This is a genomic window from Moorena sp. SIO4G3 (assembly GCF_010692305.1).
In the GTDB taxonomy this organism is placed as follows: Bacteria; Cyanobacteriota; Cyanobacteriia; order Cyanobacteriales; family Coleofasciculaceae; genus Moorena; species Moorena producens_A.
Genome location: NZ_JAAHIG010000041.1, coordinates 1 through 24,333 on the forward strand (window position 1 = coordinate 1; position 24,333 = coordinate 24,333).

At 41.8% G+C, this 24,333-nt stretch carries 18 protein-coding genes and 3 pseudogenes; 19 read left to right on the forward strand and 2 right to left on the reverse strand.

Going from position 1 to position 24,333, the window contains the following annotated elements; all coding sequences use genetic code 11:
• From F6J99_RS10480 to F6J99_RS10520, 9 genes and pseudogenes are all read left to right on the forward strand, one after another.
• Positions 1–196, forward strand: a pseudogene (locus F6J99_RS10480) (RNA-guided endonuclease TnpB family protein); the annotation flags it as partial.
• A gap of 461 nt (positions 197–657) precedes the next feature.
• Entirely contained in the window at positions 658–2,346 is a 1,689-nt protein-coding gene (locus F6J99_RS10485) for a methyltransferase domain-containing protein (protein WP_293112879.1), read from the forward strand.
• A gap of 50 nt (positions 2,347–2,396) precedes the next feature.
• Positions 2,397–2,624: a hypothetical protein gene (locus tag F6J99_RS10490; RefSeq protein ID WP_293112880.1), complete on the forward strand. Its 228-nt coding sequence runs from the start codon at positions 2,397–2,399 to the stop codon at positions 2,622–2,624.
• A 189-nt stretch (positions 2,625–2,813) separates the two neighbouring features.
• A complete protein-coding gene (locus F6J99_RS10495) occupies positions 2,814–4,208 on the forward strand; it encodes a flavocytochrome c (protein WP_293112881.1) in 1,395 nt (464 codons plus the stop codon).
• Positions 4,209–4,444: 236 nt separating this feature from the next.
• A pseudogene (locus F6J99_RS10500) lies at positions 4,445–6,127 on the forward strand (vitamin B12 dependent-methionine synthase activation domain-containing protein); the annotation flags it as partial.
• A gap of 321 nt (positions 6,128–6,448) precedes the next feature.
• Complete coding sequence (locus F6J99_RS10505) at positions 6,449–7,561, forward strand: AMP-binding protein (RefSeq protein ID WP_293112911.1); 1,113 nt, start codon at positions 6,449–6,451, stop codon at positions 7,559–7,561.
• Between the two features lie 21 nt (positions 7,562–7,582).
• Positions 7,583–14,164, forward strand: a complete 6,582-nt coding sequence (locus F6J99_RS10510) for a type I polyketide synthase (RefSeq protein ID WP_293112882.1) — start codon at positions 7,583–7,585, stop codon at positions 14,162–14,164.
• 124 nt (positions 14,165–14,288) lie between these two features.
• Entirely contained in the window at positions 14,289–15,032 is a 744-nt protein-coding gene (locus tag F6J99_RS10515; RefSeq protein ID WP_293112883.1) for a sulfotransferase family protein, read from the forward strand.
• A 138-nt stretch (positions 15,033–15,170) separates the two neighbouring features.
• Complete coding sequence (locus tag F6J99_RS10520; protein WP_293112884.1) at positions 15,171–16,097, forward strand: hypothetical protein; 927 nt, start codon at positions 15,171–15,173, stop codon at positions 16,095–16,097.
• Between the two features lie 36 nt (positions 16,098–16,133).
• Here F6J99_RS10520 and F6J99_RS10525 read toward each other — a convergent pair whose 3' ends face one another.
• Positions 16,134–16,256: a hypothetical protein gene (locus F6J99_RS10525; RefSeq protein WP_293112885.1), complete on the reverse strand. Its 123-nt coding sequence runs from the start codon at positions 16,254–16,256 to the stop codon at positions 16,134–16,136.
• A 112-nt stretch (positions 16,257–16,368) separates the two neighbouring features.
• On the opposite strand from F6J99_RS10525, the gene F6J99_RS10530 reads away from it, so the two are divergent.
• The 10 genes and pseudogenes from F6J99_RS10530 to F6J99_RS10575 all read left to right on the forward strand — a co-directional run bounded on the left by F6J99_RS10530 (position 16,369) and on the right by F6J99_RS10575 (position 23,871).
• The gene (locus tag F6J99_RS10530) at positions 16,369–16,938 is read left to right on the forward strand and encodes a Uma2 family endonuclease (RefSeq protein WP_293112886.1); all 570 of its coding nucleotides are present in this window, start codon (positions 16,369–16,371) and stop codon (positions 16,936–16,938) included.
• Positions 16,939–17,304: 366 nt separating this feature from the next.
• The gene (locus tag F6J99_RS10535; protein WP_293112887.1) at positions 17,305–17,640 is read left to right on the forward strand and encodes a XisI protein; all 336 of its coding nucleotides are present in this window, start codon (positions 17,305–17,307) and stop codon (positions 17,638–17,640) included.
• A 21-nt stretch (positions 17,641–17,661) separates the two neighbouring features.
• A pseudogene (locus F6J99_RS10540) lies at positions 17,662–17,859 on the forward strand (element excision factor XisH family protein); the annotation flags it as partial.
• The gene (locus tag F6J99_RS10545; RefSeq protein WP_075903795.1) at positions 17,847–18,182 is read left to right on the forward strand and encodes a XisI protein; all 336 of its coding nucleotides are present in this window, start codon (positions 17,847–17,849) and stop codon (positions 18,180–18,182) included. The pseudogene F6J99_RS10540 and the gene F6J99_RS10545, both read left to right, overlap by 13 nt.
• A 56-nt stretch (positions 18,183–18,238) precedes the next feature.
• A complete protein-coding gene (locus F6J99_RS10550) occupies positions 18,239–18,982 on the forward strand; it encodes an isochorismatase family protein (RefSeq protein WP_293112888.1) in 744 nt (247 codons plus the stop codon).
• A 34-nt stretch (positions 18,983–19,016) separates the two neighbouring features.
• A complete protein-coding gene (locus tag F6J99_RS10555) occupies positions 19,017–19,151 on the forward strand; it encodes a hypothetical protein (RefSeq protein WP_293112889.1) in 135 nt (44 codons plus the stop codon).
• A gap of 276 nt (positions 19,152–19,427) precedes the next feature.
• Positions 19,428–20,231 carry an SDR family NAD(P)-dependent oxidoreductase gene (locus F6J99_RS10560; RefSeq protein ID WP_293112890.1) on the forward strand — a complete coding sequence of 268 codons (804 nt, stop codon included), beginning with the start codon at positions 19,428–19,430 and terminating at the stop codon, positions 20,229–20,231.
• Between the two features lie 140 nt (positions 20,232–20,371).
• Complete coding sequence (gene nadC / locus F6J99_RS10565) at positions 20,372–21,229, forward strand: carboxylating nicotinate-nucleotide diphosphorylase (protein ID WP_293112891.1); 858 nt, start codon at positions 20,372–20,374, stop codon at positions 21,227–21,229.
• Positions 21,230–21,349: 120 nt separating this feature from the next.
• Positions 21,350–22,411, forward strand: coding sequence for an alcohol dehydrogenase family protein (locus F6J99_RS10570; protein WP_293112892.1), 1,062 nt, complete (start codon positions 21,350–21,352; stop codon positions 22,409–22,411).
• Positions 22,412–22,464: 53 nt separating this feature from the next.
• The gene (locus tag F6J99_RS10575) at positions 22,465–23,871 is read left to right on the forward strand and encodes a hypothetical protein (protein WP_293112893.1); all 1,407 of its coding nucleotides are present in this window, start codon (positions 22,465–22,467) and stop codon (positions 23,869–23,871) included.
• Positions 23,872–24,016: 145 nt separating this feature from the next.
• On the opposite strand, the gene F6J99_RS10580 is transcribed toward F6J99_RS10575, so the two are convergent.
• Positions 24,017–24,292: a hypothetical protein gene (locus F6J99_RS10580; protein ID WP_293112894.1), complete on the reverse strand. Its 276-nt coding sequence runs from the start codon at positions 24,290–24,292 to the stop codon at positions 24,017–24,019.
• Positions 24,293–24,333 lie beyond the last annotated feature (41 nt).

Genomic DNA, 24,333 nt, shown 5'->3' on the forward strand with positions numbered 1-24,333 from the left:
TGCCGCCGCTCAGATGATTAGATGGCGAGGATTGGAATTAGTACCCGTGGACAATTCGGGGAACGGAAACCGCTTGTCAAGTCGATCTGTCGGGGGAGAAATCCTAGATAAGTGGCGCAAAGGTGTTCAATCATCTGGGGCAGGAATACCCATTTGTGAGGATGGGAAGCCTACACTATACCGAAGGTTAGTGTAGGAGGATGTCACTGGAAATCCGAGCTATCTTACGGGAATCTTGAGAAAGAGGAATGCTGAAGAACCATGACAGAGTTAAGCAACGCCTAAAAAAGAGCCCGAAAAACTGGTCTATACCCAAAGTCCCTAAACCAGTGCGGAAAAAGGTAGAACTGTTAATTAACGTTGGAGCTTGTCAGGATTTTCTGGGTCTACCAAATTGGCGATGTAAAACTGTCAGGAAATAATTAATCTAATCTTGATTGGGCGGGAGTTTTAGTGTTTGAGAGAAAGATTTTTTATAAATCTCCTGCCCAATCATACTTAGTGGGCTCATACTTAGTGGGCAATAAGCACGGTTTTCTGCATACTAGGTTCCCTAGAGCCGTTTTTATCTACTCCATCCGAAATGCTTGAGCCGAAATCCTTCCAAAATAACTAGGATTTTTGACTTTTTAAACACGAAATTACCTTGGAATAACCATGACACTATCACAACCGGAAAAACAATATCCTCTCTCAAAAGACGAAGCTTTGATTTACGATTGGCGCATCCATAGTATTCGCCAAGCACTGAAACAAAAAGGAAAAGCCACAGGTCCTTTGGAAATTGAAGATTTGCTAGAATTGGATCACTTAGACCAATACCACTACTTTGGCACCAAAGCTTGCGATCGCGCTATCGATCGTTTGGCACTATCCCCCAACTCGCGAGTTTTGGACATTGGCAGCGGTATTGGTGGGCCTGCTCGATACATTAGTTATAAAACGGAATGTCACATCCAATGTGTGGAATTAAGAAAGAGTTTTAACGAAATTGCCCAAGAACTTACCCAACGAGTGGGACTTGACGAACGCATCCAATACCTCACAGGCAATATTCTAAGTCCCCAAGTGATTGACGCCCTGTTGCCAAGCTCATTTGACAGCATCATTTCTTTTCTGTCTTTTTTACACATTGAAAATCGGGATAAAATACTGGAAATTTGTTTTCGCTCTTTGAAGGAAAATGGCCTGATCTATATCGAAGATTACGTGGCCAATGGCACTCTGACACCAGACGTTAAAACCACTCTAGAAGAAGTGGTTCAATCCTCTTATTTACCAACCCGCGAAACCTACCGAAATCACCTCGAACGTGTAGGATTTGCTGACATTTGTTTCATTGATTTAACAACAGGATGGAAAGGTTGGGTAAAAGAACGTTATCAAAAATTCCTGCAATCAAAGGACGAATCAATCAAACTAGTCGGTGAAAACGTTTATGAACACCGTCGTCAATTTTATCAAACCATTAGCGACTTGTTTCAAAGCGGCAAGATTGGTGGCTCCTCAATTGTTGCAAAAAAACCTTGTGTTCCAAAAATTCACCAAGTACCTGATACATATTTCGCCTCTACAACCTCTGTCTATAGTGAACAATACCATTTCTTTCTCGAAGATGGTTCTCTACTTGCTCTAAGATATTTCAAAACTGGAACAATCGACCATTACTCAGCCTGGTGGAGCGACACCAAGGGCTACTCCCTGGAACTTATCAATACCTCCGAACACCAACGCTCAAATCAACACATCTCTATCAAAAACAACGATGGAACCGGAAGCATTTGTTTGCCAGAAGCTAATATAGAAATTCAATTCCAAGTTGCCGCCGAATTCACTTGGGCGGTTCCAGCTGAAAAAAATCATCGCGCCGTCATTCACCAACCAAAACTCCTGTGCACAGTGTACACAGGCGATCGCACTCAAAAAGCTATAGGTTATTGCAAAATTTATCAGGGAGATTACCCCAAGTTTTGGGGCTACCACTTTGTTCACGCCTTTTTCCCTGATTACGGAATCATTTGGAGTGCTGAAGCCACATTCGGCCAAGAAAAATACAATTATTTCAAGCTCCTCAACACCTCCGAAACAGAAAAGCAAATATTGTTAAACGGAGAAGATTCTTACCATCGCCAAACCAGTGCCCACGCCCGCATCCAAAACAAAATATATCACTTGAAATTCGACACAAAAACTTTCGCAACTTGGTCGAGCATCCTGCGAAATCAACCATTGACTATGGAAAGTAAGCTATGCTTGGAATACAGACCCGCCATTCTAGAAATAGACGACCAAGAAGTTGCCAAAGGAATTTGTTTAAAAGAATTTTGTTTCGGCACAATTACCTAAATTGATGTTAAATTATTTGAAGGCTATCCTATCGATAAAAAAAACAGCTGATGACTATAAAATTACAGATAAGCGATGGTGAAAGCTTCTGTTTTTTAGGCGTTGCTGAATTAAGGAATGAATGCGCGATCATTTGGTTTTATCAAAGCCCCCGTTGGTCCCCCAATTCTGGGGGACTTGTCTTGATGCAGTCGCTCATGGGGGAAACCACGCCAGTTGCTCATGGGGGGAACCCCCAAGACCGCACTGGCTCCCCAAGACCGCGCTGCATCGCTTGATAGTTTTGTTCCCCCCAGAATTGGGGGGCTAGGGGGGCAAAACCATACCCATAATCAGCAACGCCGTTTTTTAAGCAGGAGATTAAACCGAACGAGCCGTTTATGCTAGACATATTTATGTGTCCTGTCTATAGTAAAATGATTCTTACAGAGAGAGGTTAACAGCAGATTAACAATAGTAGTGAAGTGATGGATAAGTCTACTTTCTCTAATTGGGATACAGAGGCAGACGTGGTAGTTGTTGGTAGTGGAGTTGCTGGACTAGCGGCTGCGGTTGAAGCCAAAAATGCTGGTGCATCGGTAGTTGTTCTAGAAAAGCGTAGCGCCTGTGGCGGAAATTCCATCATGAGTGATGGAGGGATAGCGGTTGCGGGGACTGATTTTCAGAAACAATACGGTATTCTAGACTCTTGGGAACTCATGTATGAGGATATGTTGAGAGCTGGCTTGAATATGAATGATGCATCTCTGGCTAAGATAGTTGCTCAACAGTCTAATTCTGTACTAGAGTGGCTTACTGAATATTTAGCTGTCAAATTTCAACATAAGCCCATAATCTTTGGCGGCCATTCTGTTCCTCGTATCCATCTGCTACACAATTTTTCTGGAACAGCAATTGTGAAACCTCTTCTTTCAAAGGTAAAGGAGTTGGGCATTGAGATCAAAACCAATATTTGCCTCACAAAGTTCGGAAAGGATGTTCGAGAGATTGAAGTTTATGACAAAAAGCAAAACCAAGCCAGAGCAGTCTATGCAAATACTGGTGTCGTTTTAGCTACTGGTGGTTTTGGCGGAGATGTTGCTTTCCGAATGCTTCATGATGCTCGTCTAACCAGCACCGTAGGTAATACTAATCGTTTGGATACTACAGCAGAAGGAATGCTAGAGGCGATCAAGATTGGTGCTAATTCTGTGCATTTAGAATATATTCAGTTATCACCTTGGAGTTCTCCTGACGAGAAAGGTGGTAAAGTTGCTACCGAATTTTTTTATACAGTTTTTCCCTATGGGATAGTGGTTCATCCCTTAACAGGAAAGCGTTTTTTTAATGAATTAGCGGACAGAAAAATTAGAGCAGATTCAATTTTAGACGTTGGTCAACCCAGCATTGGTATTGCTGATTTGGAAGGTATAAACATTTCTGGTCACAGTATGGATCGGTACTTAAGCAGGAATATTGTGAAAAGGTTTGAAGACTTGGAGGAACTTGCTGCAGCATATTCTCTGCCTTATCAAGCTTTAAAAGAAACTCTCGATCTCTACAACAAGTATGTCGAGAATAAGAAAGATGAGAGTTGGCAAAAGCCTATTCCATTAGAGGCAAAACCTCTCCATGCTCCATATTATGCTATGCGATTGTGGCCTAAGGTACATTACACTATCGGAGGCGTTACCATCAACCCTAAAGCTCAAGTTATTGATAATAATGGCCAGCCTATTCAAGGCTTGTATGCTGCAGGAGAAGTGACAGGCGGTATTCATGGTGCCTCTCGCCTGGGGGGTTCTTCTATAACTGAATGCGTGGTGTTTGGTAGAATCGCCGGTAGAAATGCTGCTTTACAAAAATTTACATCAATTTCCTAGACTTATTCTAGTAAGTTATGGAAAACTTTAAATTGTGGTTGCTAAATAATAATTTGTAATTTGTGTTGTTGACTGACATGCTGGAATATCCCGATGTACATACAATAGGCAAATTGCAACATGGCTAGCTTTGTATACTGAAGGGTATCAACCAAATCAGTATTGATTTAGCAATAACAACTTTAGCTATTTTATCAATGGGTGTCTAGCTCCCACAACTAACAATGAACAAAATCGTTTTAGAACCTCTCAACCAACATATTATTGATGGTGAATCTATTGGTTTAGAGGAAGCTTTAGATGAAGCCTTAAAAGACTATTCCCCCCGACAGATTATTAACACTTGCCTCTTAGAGGCTATGAGGACTGTCGGCGAATTATATGGTTCAAGAGAAATTCCGTTACCGTCCGTTATCAAATCGGCGGAGACTAAAAAAGCGGCGGTAGCGTATTTAGAAACCCATATGGATAAGGAAGAAGCTGAGGATATTACTCAGGGTAAATGTCTAATTGCGACGGTAGAAGGTGACCTCCACGATCTTGGGAAAAATCTAGTTGATATTATCCTTTCTAGCAATGGTTACAAGGTAATTAATTTAGGCATTAACCAACCAATCGATAACATTCTCAAAGCCTACGAATAAAATCAACCAGACTGCATTGCCATGAGTGGCTTGTTGATCAAGACTATGGCAGTTATGAAGCATAATTTAGAAATTTTTAATGAAAAAGGCATTACCGTTCCTGTTATCTTAGGTGGCGCTGCATTAACTCCTAAGTTTGTGGAAAAGGATTGCAAAAATACCTATAAAGGTCAAGTTGTCTATGGGAAAAATGCTTTTGTTGATTGGCATTTTATGGATAAACTAATGTCAGCAAAAGCTGAAAATAATTGGGACGACCTGAAAGGATTTTTAGATGAAGAAGCTTCACCTCCCCCCCCACTAACCTTAGAAGAGATGGGGCAAATACCATTTGCGGAAGCAAATCAATATAAACTTTATATAAATGACTCATTTGTTTATACTGAAGAATCTTTGGCAAAAGAATCATCGGTAAAAAAATCTGTGGTAATTGATACTAAGCGTTCCCATGTAGTAACTTTAGATGTAGAACGCCCTACTCCTCCTTTTTGGGGAACTCAAGTATTAAAAGATGGAGACATATCAATTGAAGACATTTTCCCTTATGTAGATGTACAGCTTTTATACGTGGGGCGATGGAGGTTCCGTAAGCTAAAAGATCAATCACAACAAGATTATAATGAGTTTTTAGCCACAAAAGCTTATGGAATTTTAGAAGAATGGAAAGAAAGAGTTATTGCCGATGACCTAATACATCCGGCAGCAATTTATGGCTATTTCCCCTGTAACGCTGAAGGGAATACAGTGTATGTCTACGATCCACAAGATCACAATAAACTGCTAACAACCTTTGAATTCCCCCGTCAACGGGGAGGAAAACGTCTTTGTATTGCGGATTTCTATGCCACTAAAGAATCAGGTCAAATCGATGTCTTCCCCATGCAAATTGTAACAGCAGGTGAAATAGGAACCACCCATGCACAGAAGCTATTTGAAGCGGATAATTATCTTGACTACCACTATTATCATGGTGTGGCGATGCAGATGGCAGACGCCATAGCGGACTGGTTACACGCTAGAATCCGTAAGGAGTTAGGCTTTGGGTCAGAAGAGCCTGATAATATAACCGATATAATGCGCCAACGCTATCGAGGATCTCGTTATAGTTTCGGTTATCCTGCTTGTCCTAATATGGCAGATCAATTCAAACAAATGGATTTACTTGATACCTCTCGCATTGATGTGTACATGAATGAAAGTGAGCATCTACTTCCTGAACAGTCTACCACGGCGTTTGTTGCTCATCATCCTGTAGCAAAATACTTTAATACTTAGTTGATTAGATAAATAAGCCGATGATGGTGGGTTAATTACAACCTTTTTTTGTCTCGCCTAGAGACGGAAAGTTGGTAGATAAATTTTCGACAATAAATAATATATATATAGCGGTTTTCATTTGAATGGAATACCAATTCATGTGATAAAATTCTGGGGCACAGGGATGTCCATTTTACTCATCTTGTATTGAGTTAAAGTGAAAACCGCTATAGCATCAAAAATGATAATTTACAAAGACTTAATTTGTGTATGCAAAATTTGCTAAGCTTACCTAAACTCTTCAAATTACAAGCACAAAAAACGCCAGAATAAATTGCGATTGTAGATCAGACAAATTCAATTACCTATCAAAAATTAGATCGGTTGACAGATAACTTAGCGGGTTACCTTCACAAACAAGGGGTTACCTTAAATCAACCTGTTGGAGTTTTACTGGAAAAATCCCAAGACTTTATTATTGCTTCTCTAGCTATTATGAAAGCTGGGGGAGTATTTATGCCCCTAGAATTAAAATATCCCGATGCTTTGCTTGCCAAAATGGTAGCAGATGCTAAACCTAGTTTAATTATTACCAAGAGCCAATATTCCTCAAGAATAAATAGTGAACTTTCTATACAAATTTTACCTATAGATCGAGAAAATAACTGGAACTCACCCCCCACATTAAATTTAGAACTACCGTCAATAGCTCCTGAAAATATCGCTAATATAATCTACACATCGGGCAGTACAGGAGAACCAAAAGGCATAATATTAAGTCATCAGGCAATTATTGCTGGGGAATTGAGACGAGAGCAAGTAAGTCTCAGTAAATCAGGATATCCTATAGCCTATGTATTATTTCAGTGGGAAATATACAGACCTTGGATTAAAGGTTCAACCACATACATTATCCCTGACGAAATAATTTATGATCACCAGCTATTTTTAGATTTCATATATCAAAATAAAATCAAGGAAATTACCATATCTCCTTCCTTAATACAAAGTATATTTAATACAGTTGTAGTTGATTGTATTATCTCAAAATTATCAGGATTGGAAGTTATTTGGGTAACCGGAGAAGCACTAACAAAACAACTAAAGTCTAAATTGATAGATAGACTACCATCTACTCGCTTACTAAATTTTTATGGAATAAATGAATGCTTTACTATTGCTATTGATAATTTGCGAGAAATCGAAGATTTACCATCAGGATTCTGTGCTGTTGGGATTCCTTTTGAAGACGATGAAATAATTTTATTAGATCAGAATGGGCAGCAAGTTACTCCAGGAAACGAAGGGGAAATGTATATCCGTAGTCCCTGTATGTTTCGAGAATATTTGAATAAACCCAAGCTGACTGCTGATAGTTTTGTTGACATTAACGGCAATCGCTTTTTCAGAACAGGAGATTTAGCAGCTATTTTACCCAACGGCAAACTATAAATTAGGGGTCGTTGTAATTATATGGTCAATCTGCGGGGATATAATGTATCCTTAGCTGGGATTGAAAACACCTTATTAGAACATCCTGAAATAAAAAGCTGTGTAGTTATTATTCAAGGAAAAGAAGAAGCAGAAAAGAAACTGATAGCCTATTTCGTACCTCAGAAACAAAGCACTGAACCCCAGCAGATTAGGGAGCTAAAATTAAGGTTACGTCATCATTTACAAGACCATTTACCTGCTCACATGATTCCATCGGTATTTGTGGTAATCGATAAAATTTCCATGACACCGATGGGTAAGTTGGATCGTCGCCAACTACCAAGTATAGACCATTCTCGCCCAGAATTGGCAGTACCTTTAGTCAAATCCCAATCCGATACAGAGAAACGTATTGCTCAGATTTGGCAAGAAGTACTTCAGTTAGAGGAAGTAGGAATTAATGATAATTTCTTCGATTTAGGTGGTAATTCTTTACTGCTGATCCGGGTTCACAAAAACCTGAGCAAAATCTTGGCAATACATCTACCTGTAACAACACTGTTTGAACACCCAACTATTGCTACTCTGGCTCAATATTTGGAACAAGAACAGGTAGGAAAAACAGCCGTTAAGCGGTACGAAAAAAGAAAGAAATCCATCCAGGATGGTTGTGATATAGCCATAATTGGGATGTCTTGTCGGTTTCCTGGGGCAAACAATACCGATGCTTTCTGGAACAATTTACGAGATGGGGTAGAATCAATTTCCTTCTTTAGCGATCGCGAAATTGAGCTAGAAGCTCCAAACTGGATCGAACACCCCAATTATGTTAAAGCCAGTCCTATCTTGCCAGATATTGACCTATTTGATGCTGAGTTCTTCGGCTACAGCGATAAAGAAGCTGAACTAATGGACCCCCAACATCGGCTTTTCCTGGAATGTGCTTGGGAAGCGCTGGAAATTGCTGGTTATAATCCTGGAAATTATCCAGGTTCGGTGGGAGTTTATGGGGGTTCGAGTCCCAGTACCTATCTAATTAACAATATATCTCATAGCTTAGGCTCTTCTCGGACAAGTCCTTTGCTTACCCATTGTCTATTTAGGGGCACTAAAGATGTGCATACCGACCTAGGCAATGGGGGAGATTACTTACCCATGCGGGTCTCCTACAAATTGAACCTAAAAGGGCCTAGTGTTAATGTTCAAACTGCCTGTTCCACCTCACTAGTTGCGGTTCACTTAGCTTGTCAGAGTTTACGCAGTGGTGAATCTGACTTAGCACTAGCTGGGGGGGTTTCGATCTTCGTTCCTCACAAGACTGGTTATTTATACCAAGAAGGCATGATGTTGTCTCCCGATGGTCACTGTCGTGCTTTTGATGCTGAAGGTCAAGGAACTTTATTTGGTAGTGGAGTTGGCATAGTTGTCTTGAAGCGATTAGAGGAAGCGATCGCTGATGGAGACCATGTATATGCCACGATCAAAGGGTCAGCAATTAATAATGATGGGGCGGTTAAAGTTAGCTACACAGCTCCTAGCATAGAAGGACAGATAGCAGCTATTTCCGAAGCACTGGCTATGGCTAACATAGATCCTAGGACGGTGAGTTATGTCGAAACCCATGGAACTGGCACACCCCTGGGAGATCCAATTGAGATTGCAGCACTGACAAAAGCGTTTCGACAAAGTACAAACAGCCAGGACAATAATTTTTGCGCGATTGGATCGGTTAAAACTAATATCGGGCATCTCGATGTCACCGCAGGGATAGCAGGTCTAATTAAAACAGTGCTGGCACTGCATAACAAAGCCATTCCGCCAAGCTTGCACTTTAAAGAACCCAATCCCAACATAGATTTCCCCAATAGTCCCTTTTACGTTAATACAGCCCTCACCCCATGGGAACCAAAGGTCACCCCTCTCCGTGCTGGAGTAAGTTCCTTTGGTATGGGTGGAACCAATGCCCATGTTGTTCTAGAGGAAGCCCCGAAACAAGTTGAAAGTCGATCCCCCCTAACCCCCCTTAATAAGGGGGGCATAAGCGAAGTATCCCATGGCTTCCCCCCCCTTAATCAGGGGGGCAACAGCGAAGCCTCCTATGGCTTCCCCCTTGCTAAGGGGGGCATAAGCGAAGCCTCCTATGGCTTCCCCCTTGCTAAGGGGGGCAACAGCGAAGCATCCCATGGCTTCCCCCTTAATCAGGGGGGCAACAGCGAAGCCTCCTATGGCTTCCCCCTTGCTAAGGGGGGCAACAGCGAAGCCTCCTATGGCTTCCCCCTTAATCAGGGGGGCAACAGCGAAGCCTCCCATGGCTTCCCCCTTGCTAAGGGGGACGGGAGGGGGATCGAAAAAAGTAAGTCAAAAGGCAAAACTGAACGTTCTCTGCATATTTTGACTCTATCAGGGCAAACAGAGCAAGCTGTGGCAGAGTCGGTACAGAATTATATAACTTATCTGGAGTCTCATCGGGAAGGGGAGATTGCCGATATCTGTTTTACTGCCAATGGTGGACGTCAGCATTTTAACCATCGTTTGGCTGTTATTGCTGGCTCCACTCAAGACCTTCTGGAGCAGTTGCAAAGGTTTGGAAAGCCTGTTGATATCAACGATAGTTCCGAACCCCCAACAATTCACTCCCTCAAAGCAGACTCTACCAAGCAGATTGCCTTTGTGTTTACCGGACAAGGTTCTCAGTATATTGGTATGGGTCGTCAACTCTACGAAACTCAGCCCACTTTCCGCAAAAATTTAGACGAATGCGATCGCATCCTCCGTTCCTACTTAGATATTCCCTTGTTGGAAGTTCTCTACCCAGATTTAGATAACAATAAACCGGAAACAGAACCTGACTCACCCATTCACCAAACAAGCTATACCCAACCTGCCATCTTTGCCATTGAATATGCCCTGGCCGGGTTGTGGAAATCCTGGGGTATCGAACCGGATGTAGTAATGGGTCATAGCATTGGGGAGTATGTGGCGGCTTGTGTTGCTGGGGTTTTTAGCCTAGAAGACGGACTGAAACTAATTGCCCAACGGGGTAGGTTGATGCAATCCTTACCCCAAGACGGAGAAATGCTAGCGTTGTTAGCTTCAGTTGCAGAAGCAGCAGAAGCAATTAAACCCTATGGCCGGGATGTGTCTTTGGCTGCGATTAATGGACCCCAGAGTGTGGTAATTTCGGGAAAAAGAGCCGCGATTAACACAATTGAGCGCAATCTTGCCGCAAAGGGAGTCAAAACCAAGAAATTAACTGTTTCCCATGCTTTCCACTCTCCTTTGATGGAGCCAATGTTGGCAGAGTTTGAGCAGGTAGTGGCACAGGTGCGGTTTAATCTACCACAGTTAAAACTGATCAGCAATGTTACGGGAGAACTAGCCACAGAAGAAATAACCACTAGCAAATATTGGTGCGATCATCTCCGGCAGCCTGTGCAATTTATGGCTAGTATGTCAACCTTGGAACAGCTTGGGATAGATGTATTGGTAGAGATTGGAGCCAAACCAATTTTATTAGGAATGGGTCGTCAGTGTCTCCCCGAACATCAAGGGTTATGGTTACCTAGTCTGCGTCCTGGACAAGAAGATTGGCAACAAATATTAACCAGTTTGGCAGAACTGTATTTGCATGGTGTGCCAGTCAATTGGCTCGGTTTTGACCAAGATTTTGCTCGTCATCGCATTCCCTTACCCACTTATCCTTTTCAAAGGCAACGTTATTGGGTGAGTCCAGAGGATAGTTTAATGGGAATAACTGCCCCTTCAACATCCTCTGGAGCGATTGGCGCGGTAGCGTCAGCGCTAAAAGCGATCGCACCAAAAGATATAGGTAAAAAGCCGGATATTGCTGACTGGTTTTATATTCCATCTTGGAAACGGTCTATTCCCCCTGCTTATCAACCAGGTGAAAAGCTGCTTGAGTCTGACACTCTAGTATTTATCGATCAGTGCGGACTCGGAGAAAAACTAGCAGAAAAACTGGCAATACAGGGGAGTGACGTTGTAAGGGTGAGTCCCGGTTCGGAGTTTGCTAAGCACAGCGATCGCTTCTACACCATTAATCCGACCCAAGCTGATGACTACCATACCCTACTCCAAGAACTGAAACAACTGAATAAAAACCCCAGTAGCATTATTCATCTGTGGAGTGTCACTCCAACTAACCACACAGAATTAGGAATAGAATCTTTTGAAGCGTCCCAGGATTTGGGTTTATACAGCCTGATATTTCTTGTCCAAGCCCTTGAAAAACTGAATTTTATCAATTCACTCCAACTTACAGTTGTATCAAACAACCTGCAGGAAGTGAGCGGAGAGGAAGTCTTATCTCCAGAGAAAGCAACCCTGCTGGCAGCCTGTAAAGTTATTGGACAAGAATATCCAAATATAAACTGTCGCAGTATCGATCTTGTTCTTCCCCCATCCCAAAAGCAAAAGCAGGAAAAACTTGTAACCCAACTACTGGGGGAAATAACAGCACACTCAGAAGATTTAACCATCGCTTACCGGGGTAAACATCGCTGGGTGCAAAAGTTTGAAGCTGTGGGATTAGAAACACCTGGAGCAGAGACATTACCTCTGACAAAAGAAGGGGTTTATCTCATTATCGGTGGACTAGGGGCGATTGGTCTGTCCCTAGGGTTACACTTGGCAAAAACTGTACGGGCCAAACTGATCTTAACGGGACGTTCCTTATTTCCTGCCAGGGATGATTGGTCTCAATGGCTAGCCACCCACGATGCAGAAGATCGGATTAGTCGCAAAATTCAGAAATTGCAGGCTATGGAGGCTATGGGAGCCGAGGTTATGGTACTCAATGCTGATGTAGCCCATGGACAACAAATGGAAGCAGCGATCGCACAAGCAGAAGCTCGGTTTGGTAACATCAATGGAGTCATCCACAGTGTTATGTTTACTGGAGACAAAGCATTGTGTTCCATCAAGGAAATAACTAAAACTGATATTTGGCAGCACTTTCACGGAAAAGTACAGGGAACGATCGTCTTATCAAAGGTTTTGCAGAACAAAAACCTTGACTTTTGTATTTTAATGTCCTCTATAGCATCATTACTGGGAGGTTTGGGGGACGTTGCTTACTCGGCAGCCAATCTGTTTATGGATGTTTTCGTTCACCAGCAAAACCGAAGTAATTCGATTCCTTGGTTGAGTGTAAACTGGGAGACTTGGGAATTCCCAAAACAAGATCGAAATTATGACATTGCAGCAGGGCTGGCTGAATTTGCCATAACTCCAGAAGAGGGTATCCAAGCCTTTGAAAAGGTTTTATCCACTCCAGAACTCGATCAAATTATTGTATCTAGTGGAGATTTACAAGCTCGTATCGATCGATGGGTCAAACTTAAATCTGTAAAAGAACGGAATAACGAGCATCAACAAGCATCATCTACACCAGTTACCTTCCGCAAGCAATTGGAGACAGTTCCTGTGGGAGAGCGTCAGGGATTATTGGTTACTCACGTCCGCGCGCAGGTAGCCAAGGTACTCGGAATTGCTCCTGAGCGAATAACATTAGAGCAAAAACTCATAGACTTAGGATTAGATTCTTTGATGTCTATTGAATTGAGAAATACTCTCCAATTGAGTCTGGGTTTGTCTGTGCCTTCTACTTTACTCTTTGACTATCCCACACCAGAAGCGTTGACTAGTTATTTGGCTCAGGAAGTTCTTGCCTTTGAGGACTCAAAAACTTTAACCGATGCCGCAATTCAACAAGGTATAATTGAGCATGACTCTTACCGCTCTACTTTAGTATCGATTCAGCCAAATGGTTCAAAACCTCCTCTGTTCTTTGTTCCCGGAGTCTTGGGAAATGTTTTCGATATCTATCCCTTGGCACAACACCTAGATTCAGAGCAACCTTTATACGGCTTGCGATCGCTTGGTTTAGATGAGGGGGAAAAGCCATTAACCCGAATGGAAGAGATAGCAGCCCACCACATTAAAGCCTTACAAGCCGTTCAGCCTAAGGGTCCATATTTTCTGGGCGGTCATTCAGCAGGAGGAAAGGTGGTTTTTGAGATGGCTCAACAGTTAAAAAATCAGGGACAGGAGGTGGCTTTACTTGCCATTATGGATGGTTTAGGGACAAATCTGCAAAAATATCAAGATTTTTCTGAGTGGGATAATAGCAAACTCATCAATGATTTAAGCAGTTTCTATCAAGGTTCTTTGGGAGAAGCGGTCAAAGTTTCTCCTGAAACACTTCAATCTATTGGAGAGGAGCAACAGTTAAATTATCTTCTGGAAAGATTGAGAATAGCTGGTTTTAAATTAAGCCAAGATGAACTAAAACGTATTTTTAAAGTTTACAAAGCTAACGTTCAAGCTGATGTTGAGTATATCCCACAGGAGAGTTACCCAACTTCAATTACTTTCTTCCGAGCTATGGAAACAGAGGTCTTTGAGGCTACCCTCGGTGAAACAACAATACTGGAAGACCCAACTTGGGGGTGGGGTGAGATTTCTGCTGAACCTGTGACAATTTATGAGATTCCAGGCAACCATTTCACGATGATGGGAGAACCAAATGTTGGAGTTATAGCTCAAACCCTGAGGACTTGTCTGGAAAGCAACCCACGGGCGGTGCACCACCCGCTATGAATGGAAGAGCCCAATTTCTTTTCCTTTTCCGAAACTCCCTACTCCCTACTCCCTGTTCCCTGGTCTCCGTTCCCTGTTCCCTGTTCCCTTGTGTTTTATAAAATTACCAAAAAATAGAAAAACCATGAGAAAAATCTTAGCTTTATGGGCAACCCTTCGCTCAACCTCCACCGCCTTTGAAACTATGATGCTCCAAAGAGGTGATTTTCTTATTGTTCACGAACCTTTTGGCTTATCTTACTACAACTCCCCAGAGCGTCGCGATACTAATCGTTATCCAGATATAGAACTCAATCCTGAATATAATTACCAAACAACATGGCAAAGGCTAAAACAGCAAGCAGATTCCCAGGCAGTTTTTATCAAGGATATGGCTTATTATATGTTCCACGTAGCCGATCGAGAATTTTTGTCTATATTTGAAAATACTTTTCTGGTGCGTCATCCCGCTAAAATGCTCCCATCATTTTACGACAAGTGGCCTGATTTTACTTTAGAAGAAACCGGTTATGCTGAAATCTACAAACTATTTGAAATGGCGAAAGAATTCAGTGGAAAAATTCCAGTGGTAATTGACTCGGACGATTTGGTACAAAAGCCCGAAGCAACAGTTAAAGCTTACTGCGATGCTGTTGGTATACCGTTCATTAAAGAAGCCCTAAAATGGGAACCAAAATCCCGTCCCGAACTTACTAATTGGGACGGGGGAACTTGGATCGCTAACGCAATGTCTAGTAGTGGCTTCAAGGAGCAAAAGAAAGAGAATTATGTGGCAGTGGAAGATAATGAACACTTACAAAATGCTTATGAATTTTGTTTGCCTTATTACGAAAAGCTTTACGAACATCGAATTCGTATTGCTGAATGATTAGTGATTAAATTCATTGATACCTACTATCAAGATATGTACGGTTACAATGGAAAAACTGTAATTCTATGCTCATAAAAGTCTAAATTACGGCATTGGTGACAAATTAAGGATCATTGAAAACCCCTGTGAAGATAGATGAAATTCCCAATTAAAGCTGTACGTTTCCCAATAAATCCAATTATTAAGCAGGGAATGCCAGGATTAGAAGGCCATCTTGGTGCTAACATTAATGGTCCATCCCTCATTCGCGTTCCTGACTGGATTAAAAATCCCCTAGGACGCTATTATCTTTATTTTGCTCATCACTTGGGTAAATATATTCGTCTTGCCTATGCCGACTCTCTAGAAGGAGAATGGAAGATCTATGAGCAGGGAACCCTACACTTGGATGAAACAACTTGCTTGGATCATATTGCTTCTCCAGATGTCCATGTTGACAATGAAGCCCAAGAAATACGGATGTACTTTCATGGCGACTATGAGGGGAGGGATAAGTACGATCAGGTGACAATGCTGGCAAAATCTCAAGATGGTCTGCATTTTACTGCTTTGCCAGAGATACTTGGACCATACTATTTTCGAGTTTTCCAGCACAACGGATTCTACTATGCCATTGCCAACAACTGGTATGGTACAGTTATGAAGAATCGTCCCATAGCTGGAATTGTACTCCGGTCAAAAGACGGTGTGACGGCGTTTGAGGCAGGACAAGATTTTATACTTAACCTACGACACGGTGCTGTATTGGTAAAAGGTGACCGATTGCTCGTATTCTACTCCAGATATGGCGATGCTCCTGAACGTGTTTTAATGAGCTACGTGGATTTAACCAAGGATTGGGACAAGTGGATTCCTTCAGAACCAGTGACAGTTATTGAACCAGAAATGGATTATGAGGGAGTTGCTTTACCTATTGTCTCTTCGGAAGTTGGTGTTGCAGAAGAACCGGTGCGAGAACTGCACGACCCAGCTATCTACACCGAGGGAGAAAAGCTGTACTTACTCTATTCAGTAGCAGGGGAACAAGGTATCGCGATCGCTGAACTAAAATTTTGCTATTAAAAGGAATTTGTTTAAAAGAATCTTATTTCGGCACAATTACATAAACATATACCAAAGGGAACAGGGAACAGGGAACAGGGAACAGGGAACAAAATTATCACAATTCCTACACGGATTGCTATAGTACAGAAGATTTACTACTATACCCGCATTTATCACAAGGAGTGCAAACGCTAAATCATAATATTCTGTACTACATAATGAAGTGCTAAAAGTAGTATAATAAATACTAACTTAGTTGGTGAAATTGTGGATACCAAGAATAACCAGGATGAATACTATTAACATTCCCCCGACCTTCAAAGTTACAGAAGAACAATTCCAAATACTCGCTACTGCTAACCGAGAAAAGCGCCTAGAACGTACTGCTAATGGAGAATTAATTGTTATGCCCCCTACAGGAGGCAATACCGGAAAACGCAACGCACAATTATCTGCACAATTTGTTATTTGGAACAATCAAACCAAACTCGGAGTTGTTTTTGACTCTTCTTGTGCTTTTCGTCTTCCTAATGGTGCCGATCGCTCTCCTGATGTCAGTTGGGTAAAAATAGAACGCTGGAATCAACTCACACCAGAACAACAAGACACTTTCCCACCCCTTTGTCCTGATTTTGTCCTTGAGTTACGCTCCCGTACGGATACTATGGAAAGCTTAAGACAAAAAATGCAAGAATATTTAGACAATGGCATAAGCTTAGGCTGGTTAATCGATCCCAAAAATAAAATCGTAGAAATTTATAAACCTCAACAACAGGTGAAGGTGTTGAACTCTCCTAAGACTCTATCTGCAGAAGAAGTATTACCTGGATTTAGTTTAACTTTTGAAACCGTTTGGTAGTTAGGATGAAGTCATCGAATTGATGGCTCAAGGGAACAGGGAACAGGGAACAGTAGGAAAGAACTCGGAGGATTTTTTGGTGTTATAAATAATCCGCAATGTATGATATCTTTTTAAATGCTATACTTTAACTACTACTAATTATACCTTAGCAGGAATTGAAGCCGACTTACCCATTGACCCTCAGCCCGATAGTATTAGCGATCGCACTGTAAGATGAAGGTGGATGAGGTCTTGAAGGAGATATGCCAGCTAAAGACATTTACCACGACTGTGTCAAAAATGCTCTCATTTTGGTGAGCTGTTGTTAAAAAACAATCGAGTTCGTCTTTTGGTTTTTGATCCTGAAGCGGAGGATATTATTAGATGGACACTTTAGAGCGAGACCGGGAGATTATTCAAAAAATTATCTCTGAGTACGCACAAATTCCTTATTCTTACGGAGAAATTGAACGACATAGCATTTTTGATTGTGATCGCGATCGCTACCTATTGATGATAGTTGGTTGGGAGGGAGTGCGTCAAGTTCACGGCTGTATCATTCATGTGGAAATTATCGATGGCAAAATCTGGATTCATCGCGATGGGACAGAGGATGGCATCGCTGGGGAACTCCTAGAAGCAGGTATTCCCAAAGAGCGTATTGTTCTAGGCTTTAAATCACCCGGAGTAAGGAAGCACACAGGGTTTGCAGTTGCCTAAAGTCACCCTGAATTCCATACGGTTTTGGGACAATTCCTTAACTATCGCTTTGCCCTCAAAGCAGAAGATCCAGAGAGATTATTGTATTTAGCTATTCCTATTGAAATTCACGAGACCTTCTTTGCCCGTCGCTTCGTTCAACTTATTACCCAAGAGTATCAACTAAAATTGATTGTATTCGAGCCAACTAAGGAGGAAATTGTTCAATGGCAAAACTAGAGCAATATCGGCAATTCGTCAAAGAGATTCTAACCGAATACAGCAGCCACAAACCCGCTTATGGTGAAGTAGAAGTGGAATTAATCTTTGATACCGAAAGAGACCGCTACCAGCTTGTCCATGCCGGATGGAGTAATCGTCGCCGTATTTATGGTTCCACCATCCACATTGACCTTAAAGATAATAAGATTTGGATTCAAAATGATGGTACAGAAGTTGGGATTGCTAACGTCTTAGTTGAACGCGGTGTCCCTCACCAAGATATTGTTCTGGCCTATCATGCCCCTTACCTCAGGAAATTTACTGAATTCGCGGTAGGGTAAGAAATGATAACTTAGGTTTTTAAATTGTCGATACCAAAAATAACCAGGAGGTTTTGATGGTAACTTCTTTAACTACTCCCGATGCCACCTTAGCAGCAATTGAAGCCGCCTTACCCATTGACCCTCAGCCCTATACTATTGGCGATCGCCCCACGGGTTTGATCGTTGTGGATGTGGTCAATGGCTTTTGCACTGTTGGTTTTGGTCCTTTGGCTCCAACAGAACCAAATCAGCAAATAGCCACCATGGTATCAGAAAGCGATCGCCTAGCAAAAGCTTTCACAGCCAAAGGTTGGCCAGTCTTAGCTTTTCTAGATACCCACGAACCAGGCAAACCAGAACCTCCCTATCCTCCTCATTGTGAAAAAGGGTCTGGGGAAGAAAAGCTCGTTCCTGAACTAGAATGGCTAGAAACGCATCCCCACGCCACCTTAATTAAAAAAGACTGCATCAATGGTTTTATCGGTTCCATTGATGTAGATACTGGCAACAATACTTTAATTAGCTGGATAAACCAGCACAAGCTAGAAGCCTTAGTAGTTGTTGGCATCTGCACAGATATTTGTGTAATGGACTTCGTGGTTACTATGCTATCAGCACGCAATCATGATATGGTAACAACGTTAAAAGATATTGCCGTCTATACCGAAGGTTGTTCAACCTTCGACCTCTCGGCAGAGATGGCAGCCCAGCAGGGTTTGCCAAAGACGGCAATTCATCCCCAGGAAATCGCTCATCATGTTGGTTTATACACCATGGCAGAGCGTGGAGCGTTCATTGCTTCTACAATTTTGATGTGACCAATCCCAGGCATTGCTGAATCAAGGAATTAATATGAGTGGGGTGGGCATCCTGCCCGCCCGAAAATATATTGAAACTGGCAAGATGCCAGTTCCACACCAGATGCCCATGCCACGGCAAGATGCCTATTACACAGCAAAAGCCCATTACATAGCAAAAGCCCATTAAACCTCACTCTTAAAATCATTGTCTTGATGCAGTCGCTCATGGGGGAAACCACGGCAGTCGCTCATGGTTTGTTCGCGTTCGCCTTTGGCGTGGCCTACGGCCAAGCGTGGCCTACGGCCAAGTTACCGTAAGATAGGGTCGCCTTATTAACAAATATTTAACCCTTTTCTGCATAACCTGCTAACTATAAAGGCTCCACTATCTAAGGTTTCGTCTCAGGGGGGACCCCCAAGACCGCGCTGCCTCCCCGTAAAATTTACCTTTTTAATAAAAAAAATGAAATCTCGACTAACAATTGTCACAGGTGCAAGCGGCGCTCTGGGTAACAGTTTTATTGAACACTTTATACAGCAAGAAAATACCACTTGCGTAGCCATTTCTAGATCCCCTATGGAAACGGATGCCCTGCATTGCCAATTCGATCTTCTCGATAGCCAAGCCGCAGAGCAAGCCATCACTAATCTCGACCTTTCGGAAGTTTCTGATGTGATCCTTATCCATGGCGTAGGCAAATTTAAATATGAAATCGAGACAGAAACCACCGAGGCAGACTGGGATGACAAGGGAGTTGACGATGAAATATTCTCATCAAACTACCATACCTTTGTCAACGTAGCCCAGCCACTTGTCGAAAAACTTAACCAAGAGCATAAATGCAATCGCCAGACGACCCTTGCTCTTTGTGGTTTCGGTTCTGTTACCGATAAATATAAGATTCCTTTCTGGCGCTCTTATACTTACGCCAAAGATACCTTACGGAGCTATATCCAAGACCTAGCTCAGTCAGAAGACTGGCAAGGACTAATCAGGGGACGGTTTATCAATGTCAGTACTACAGACACAGGTAATGAAAACAAATTGCGACCAAATGCAACAGCTGAAGAGAAAAAATATTGGCTCAAGCCAGAAAAAATCGTCCAGCAATCTCTAGAATCTCTGGAGTCCTTGCAGCCTCTGTGGCAGGAAATAGATGTCTATGAACCCATGCCAGGATTCGAGCCAGACGACTATTACAGCAATTACGATAAAATTCAAGAAAAATGGCAACGACAGATGGGAGTGCCATCTTCATTAACTTAACTGCTTTTTTGCTAAACTTTTAACTGAGGAGTATTTCCTTCTACTTTTTTGGCAAGAAGATAGGAAATACTCCCATTGGGAGCTACAAAGTATAAATATTAATCTAATTGCTGCATAGGAAATTAAATTGGTTAAGAGTTATGGCAATATTACCTCCCTCAATAGTGTTAGACTCTCTACTGCATCAATGGCTCAAAGAAGATATTGGTAGAGGCGATCGCACCACCCAAGCTTTGTTCGCTCAAGAAGTTAGTTCTGGAAACGGACAATGGATCGCTAAGCAAGCAGGTACAATTGCGGGACTGCCAATTGCAGCGCGGGTGTTCTATTTATTAAATGAAAAGGTCAGCTTCATCCCCCTAGTAGCAGAGGGAGAAAGTTGTCAGCCAAGCCAAGCCATTGCTCGTTTTCACGGACCATTTGATGCTTTGTTGATGGGAGAGAGGGTAGCTTTAAATCTAACTATGAGTCTGAGTGGCATTGCTACCCTAACCCGTCAGTATGCCGAAAAAATTGCTGATTTGCCTGCCCAGTTGGTGGATACTCGCAAAACTACTCCAGGCTTAAGACTATTGGAAAAATATGCAACTCAAGTGGGAGGAGCTATTAACCATCGCATGGGCTTGGATGATGCGGTGATGATTAAGGATAATCATATTAAAGCGGCTGGGGGAATTGGGGAAGCGATCGCTCGAATTCGTAAGACTATTCCCTATCCTATGACCATTGAAGTGGAGACAACAACTCTCGCGGAAGTAGAAGAGGCTATCGCCCACAATGCTGATATTATCATGTTGGATAATATGCCAGTTGAGCAGATGGAGGTAGCAGTTAAGCTAATTCGTGTAAGCAACAACAACATTAAAATTGAGGCATCGGGTAATGTGACCTTAAAGACGATTCGTGCAGTGGCAGAAACAGGAGTAGATTACATCTCCAGCAGCGCTCCCATTACTCGCTCTAGTTGGTTGGATTTAAGTATGAGATTGGGGAGTTGAGATAAACAGTAGTATCGCCGTTTATCTCAAAGAGTATAGGAAGTATACCCTGGGATAGATTTTGAATAAAGTTCGAGCTTATTACTGTACTATTGACGAGGATGACTTGAGCGAGCAGCCATGACAGAGTTAATGAATGCTGTTATTCTTACCGGATTTGGAGGGCCAGAAAAACTGGTCTATACCCAAGTCCCTAAACCAGTCCCGAAAAAGGGAGAAGTGTTAATTAAAGTAGGAGCTTGTTCTGTTAATAATACAGATATAAATACTCGAACAGGTTGGTATGGTGCGGAGAATAATTTTCAAGCTATCCTGCAAGATACCAAGGAAAATGACCTCAATAGTTCCGCTTGCTGGACGCAACATGGGACTGAGTTTCCTCGAATTCAAGGTGCTGATATTGTTGGTCAAGTTGTGGAAATGGGTTCCGATGTAGAACCGCAACTCCTTGATCAACGGGTTATGGTTGACAGTTGGATTCGTGATGAAACTTTAGATGACTATCAATATGTTGGAAGTGAATTAGATGGGGGATTTGCAGAATACGCCCTCATTCCAGCGACCAATGTTTATCCGATTAAGTCTCCACTTTCCGATCTTGAACTCGCTACCTTTCCCTGTTCCTATTCCACAGCAGAAAATATGGTAACCAAGGGAAGAATTTCAGCAGCAGACACAGTATTGATTATGGGGGCTTCTGGTGGCGTAGGGAGTGCCTTGATTCAATTAAGCAAAATTAGAGGAGCCAAAGTTATTGCCATTGTTGGCGCGAGTAAAGAGCATTTTGCAGAGGAGTTAGGTGCTGATTATGTCTATCGACGAGATCAGCAATTAGCCTCTAATTTAGAGCAACATCTAATTACTGTTGCTCTAGATGTGGTGGGAGGAGATTATTTTAATTTGATGATTAAAGCGCTTCAACCCAGAGGAAGATATGTTTCTTGTGGTGCAATTGGAAATCCAATGGTTTCTTTAGATTTGCGGGATTTGATTTACAAAGATTTAGAGATGATTGGAGCAACGCGGCTTGAACCTGATGTGTTCCAGCAATTGGTTGGATATCTTGAAAAAGGTCTTTTAAAACCTTTGATTGCTAAAGTTTTTCAACTTTCTGCAATTAAGGAAGCTCAGCATTTTTTTCAGACTAAAACATTTTTTGGTAAAGTGGTTATAACCCCTTAGTAAATAACTCATTGTATAGTTAATCTAAAAAAGAGGTAAATTTATATCATTCAATGAATATCACTTTAAAACTTTTAGATTGCACTCGCTCCAAACACAACCTGACATTACTTTATCAATATGACGAAATAACTTTTACAACTACTCTCTGGTATTCAACAGTTGACTTTCATCAGCTTGAGTCTGAGTATAGTCAGGAATACATGGAAAAAATTTATTTCCATATTTTGTTATTTCATGGGTTAAAAATATTAAGTTTAAAACCGACTCATCTTGATTTAGGAAAATATGGCAACTATTGGACAAATAATCTACAAAAACTCTGGGAAGTAAGTGTTGAACAATGTTTAGGGCAGTGGCGGTATGAAACTGGTAATTTAGATTATCAAGGAGCCGAAATCATTCATCAAGATGTTACCACCATGAAAAGAGAAGCGGTAACTCTAGTTCCAGGAAGCACTCCCTTGCTTCTTTGTAATGGTGGTGGAAAAGATAGTCTACTGATGGCTCGTTTGTTGGACGATAATAGTGTTCCTTTTGATAGTTTTAGTATTAACCTACACACCCATGCTAATCCTGAAGAGTTATTTGAACTGCACGAACAACATCTCTATAAACTCCAAAATCCGCCACCCAAGATTCATCGTCAGTATATTATCGAGTCATTCCTCAATTCTCCAGCAGCTAAACTTCATGGGGTAGAAGGTGTAGAGGTTTCTGAAATTAGAAACTATGAAGACTTACCCCTCGCTTATGGAATGTTTGGCATTCTTCCCGTAATCCTTCAGGAGAAATATACCCAACTTTGTTTTGGAAATGAAAAAAGTGCTGACAGCGAACAGGTTAAGGTAGGAAATCAGGTTATTAATCACGCCTGGTGTAAAAGCACTGAATGTGAAATTATTTATGAAGACTATATTCAACAAGAGTTTATCAGTAATCTGGCTATTTTTAGTTTGCTAAAACCTATGTCAGATCCCTTAGTTTATCGGCTGTTATCTCAAAAAGTTAGAGAAGAAGATCTCAAATTAGTTTATTCATGTAACACCAATCCTCCTTGGTGTAAATCCTGTCCTAAATGTGCCTATGTTTATTTATCTTATATGGCTTCTATTACTCCAGAGCAGGCAAATGAGGTTCAACACCTCTTAGGCAATGAAAATCTTTTTGAACGCCCAGATTTACAGCTTTATTATCGACAGTTGATGGGGCTAGAAGCTCATAATGCTTTTGAATGTGTGGGCGAAATCGAAGAAACGAAACTTGCTTTAGAAAAATGTGTTGAACGGGGATTTACTGGAGAGGCGATTAACTGCTATTCTAAAAACGCCCGTCTAGATAGGAGTGAATATCAAAAGTTGTGGAAAAAATACCACCAATTGGATTTATCCTATCAGCGTCTTCCGCCAAAACTGATGGAAATATTGATTGAAGAATGTCAGAAATTGGAGAATAAATAAAATTTTATACTGGTTGTAAATCTTACACCCCATTGCCACAAAAAATAATCAGGAGGTCTTGATGACAAGCAATGTAATCACAAAAGAGAGCTTTTTAACAGTTGCAGGTAAAAGCTTCCACTATATCTGGTTGCGGGATAATTGCTTATGTCCCCAGTGCGTAGGGTGCGTTAGGGGCGGACTTGCCCTTATTTTTCGCCTCGTAGCCAGCGTTGGGATAGTCCGCCCCGTAACGCACCACCAAAAGGCTCGCCCTCATTTTCTCGGTAGCCAGTGTTGGGACAGTCCGTCTGAAAAGAGCAGAAACGGGCAAGATGCCCATTCCACCAAGATGCCCATGCCACCAAAATGCCCGTTCCACTAAGATGCCCATTCCACCAAACCAAGATGCCCATTCCACCAAGATGCCCGTTCCACCCACCGAATCAAACAGCTTTAATGAGATCCACCCTTAGCTTCTCT

Coding starts and splice junctions, on each gene's coding strand:
- F6J99_RS10485 (WP_293112879.1), top strand. CDS start 658: ATGACACTATCACAACCGGAAAAACAATATCCTCTCTCAAAAGACGAA.
- F6J99_RS10490 (WP_293112880.1), top strand. CDS start 2,397: ATGACTATAAAATTACAGATAAGCGATGGTGAAAGCTTCTGTTTTTTA.
- F6J99_RS10495 (WP_293112881.1), top strand. CDS start 2,814: ATGGATAAGTCTACTTTCTCTAATTGGGATACAGAGGCAGACGTGGTA.
- F6J99_RS10510 (WP_293112882.1), top strand. CDS start 7,583: ATGGTCAATCTGCGGGGATATAATGTATCCTTAGCTGGGATTGAAAAC.
- F6J99_RS10515 (WP_293112883.1), top strand. CDS start 14,289: ATGAGAAAAATCTTAGCTTTATGGGCAACCCTTCGCTCAACCTCCACC.
- F6J99_RS10520 (WP_293112884.1), top strand. CDS start 15,171: ATGAAATTCCCAATTAAAGCTGTACGTTTCCCAATAAATCCAATTATT.
- F6J99_RS10530 (WP_293112886.1), top strand. CDS start 16,369: ATGAATACTATTAACATTCCCCCGACCTTCAAAGTTACAGAAGAACAA.
- F6J99_RS10535 (WP_293112887.1), top strand. CDS start 17,305: ATGGACACTTTAGAGCGAGACCGGGAGATTATTCAAAAAATTATCTCT.
- F6J99_RS10545 (WP_075903795.1), top strand. CDS start 17,847: ATGGCAAAACTAGAGCAATATCGGCAATTCGTCAAAGAGATTCTAACC.
- F6J99_RS10550 (WP_293112888.1), top strand. CDS start 18,239: ATGGTAACTTCTTTAACTACTCCCGATGCCACCTTAGCAGCAATTGAA.
- F6J99_RS10555 (WP_293112889.1), top strand. CDS start 19,017: ATGAGTGGGGTGGGCATCCTGCCCGCCCGAAAATATATTGAAACTGGC.
- F6J99_RS10560 (WP_293112890.1), top strand. CDS start 19,428: ATGAAATCTCGACTAACAATTGTCACAGGTGCAAGCGGCGCTCTGGGT.
- nadC (WP_293112891.1), top strand. CDS start 20,372: ATGGCAATATTACCTCCCTCAATAGTGTTAGACTCTCTACTGCATCAA.
- F6J99_RS10570 (WP_293112892.1), top strand. CDS start 21,350: ATGACAGAGTTAATGAATGCTGTTATTCTTACCGGATTTGGAGGGCCA.
- F6J99_RS10575 (WP_293112893.1), top strand. CDS start 22,465: ATGAATATCACTTTAAAACTTTTAGATTGCACTCGCTCCAAACACAAC.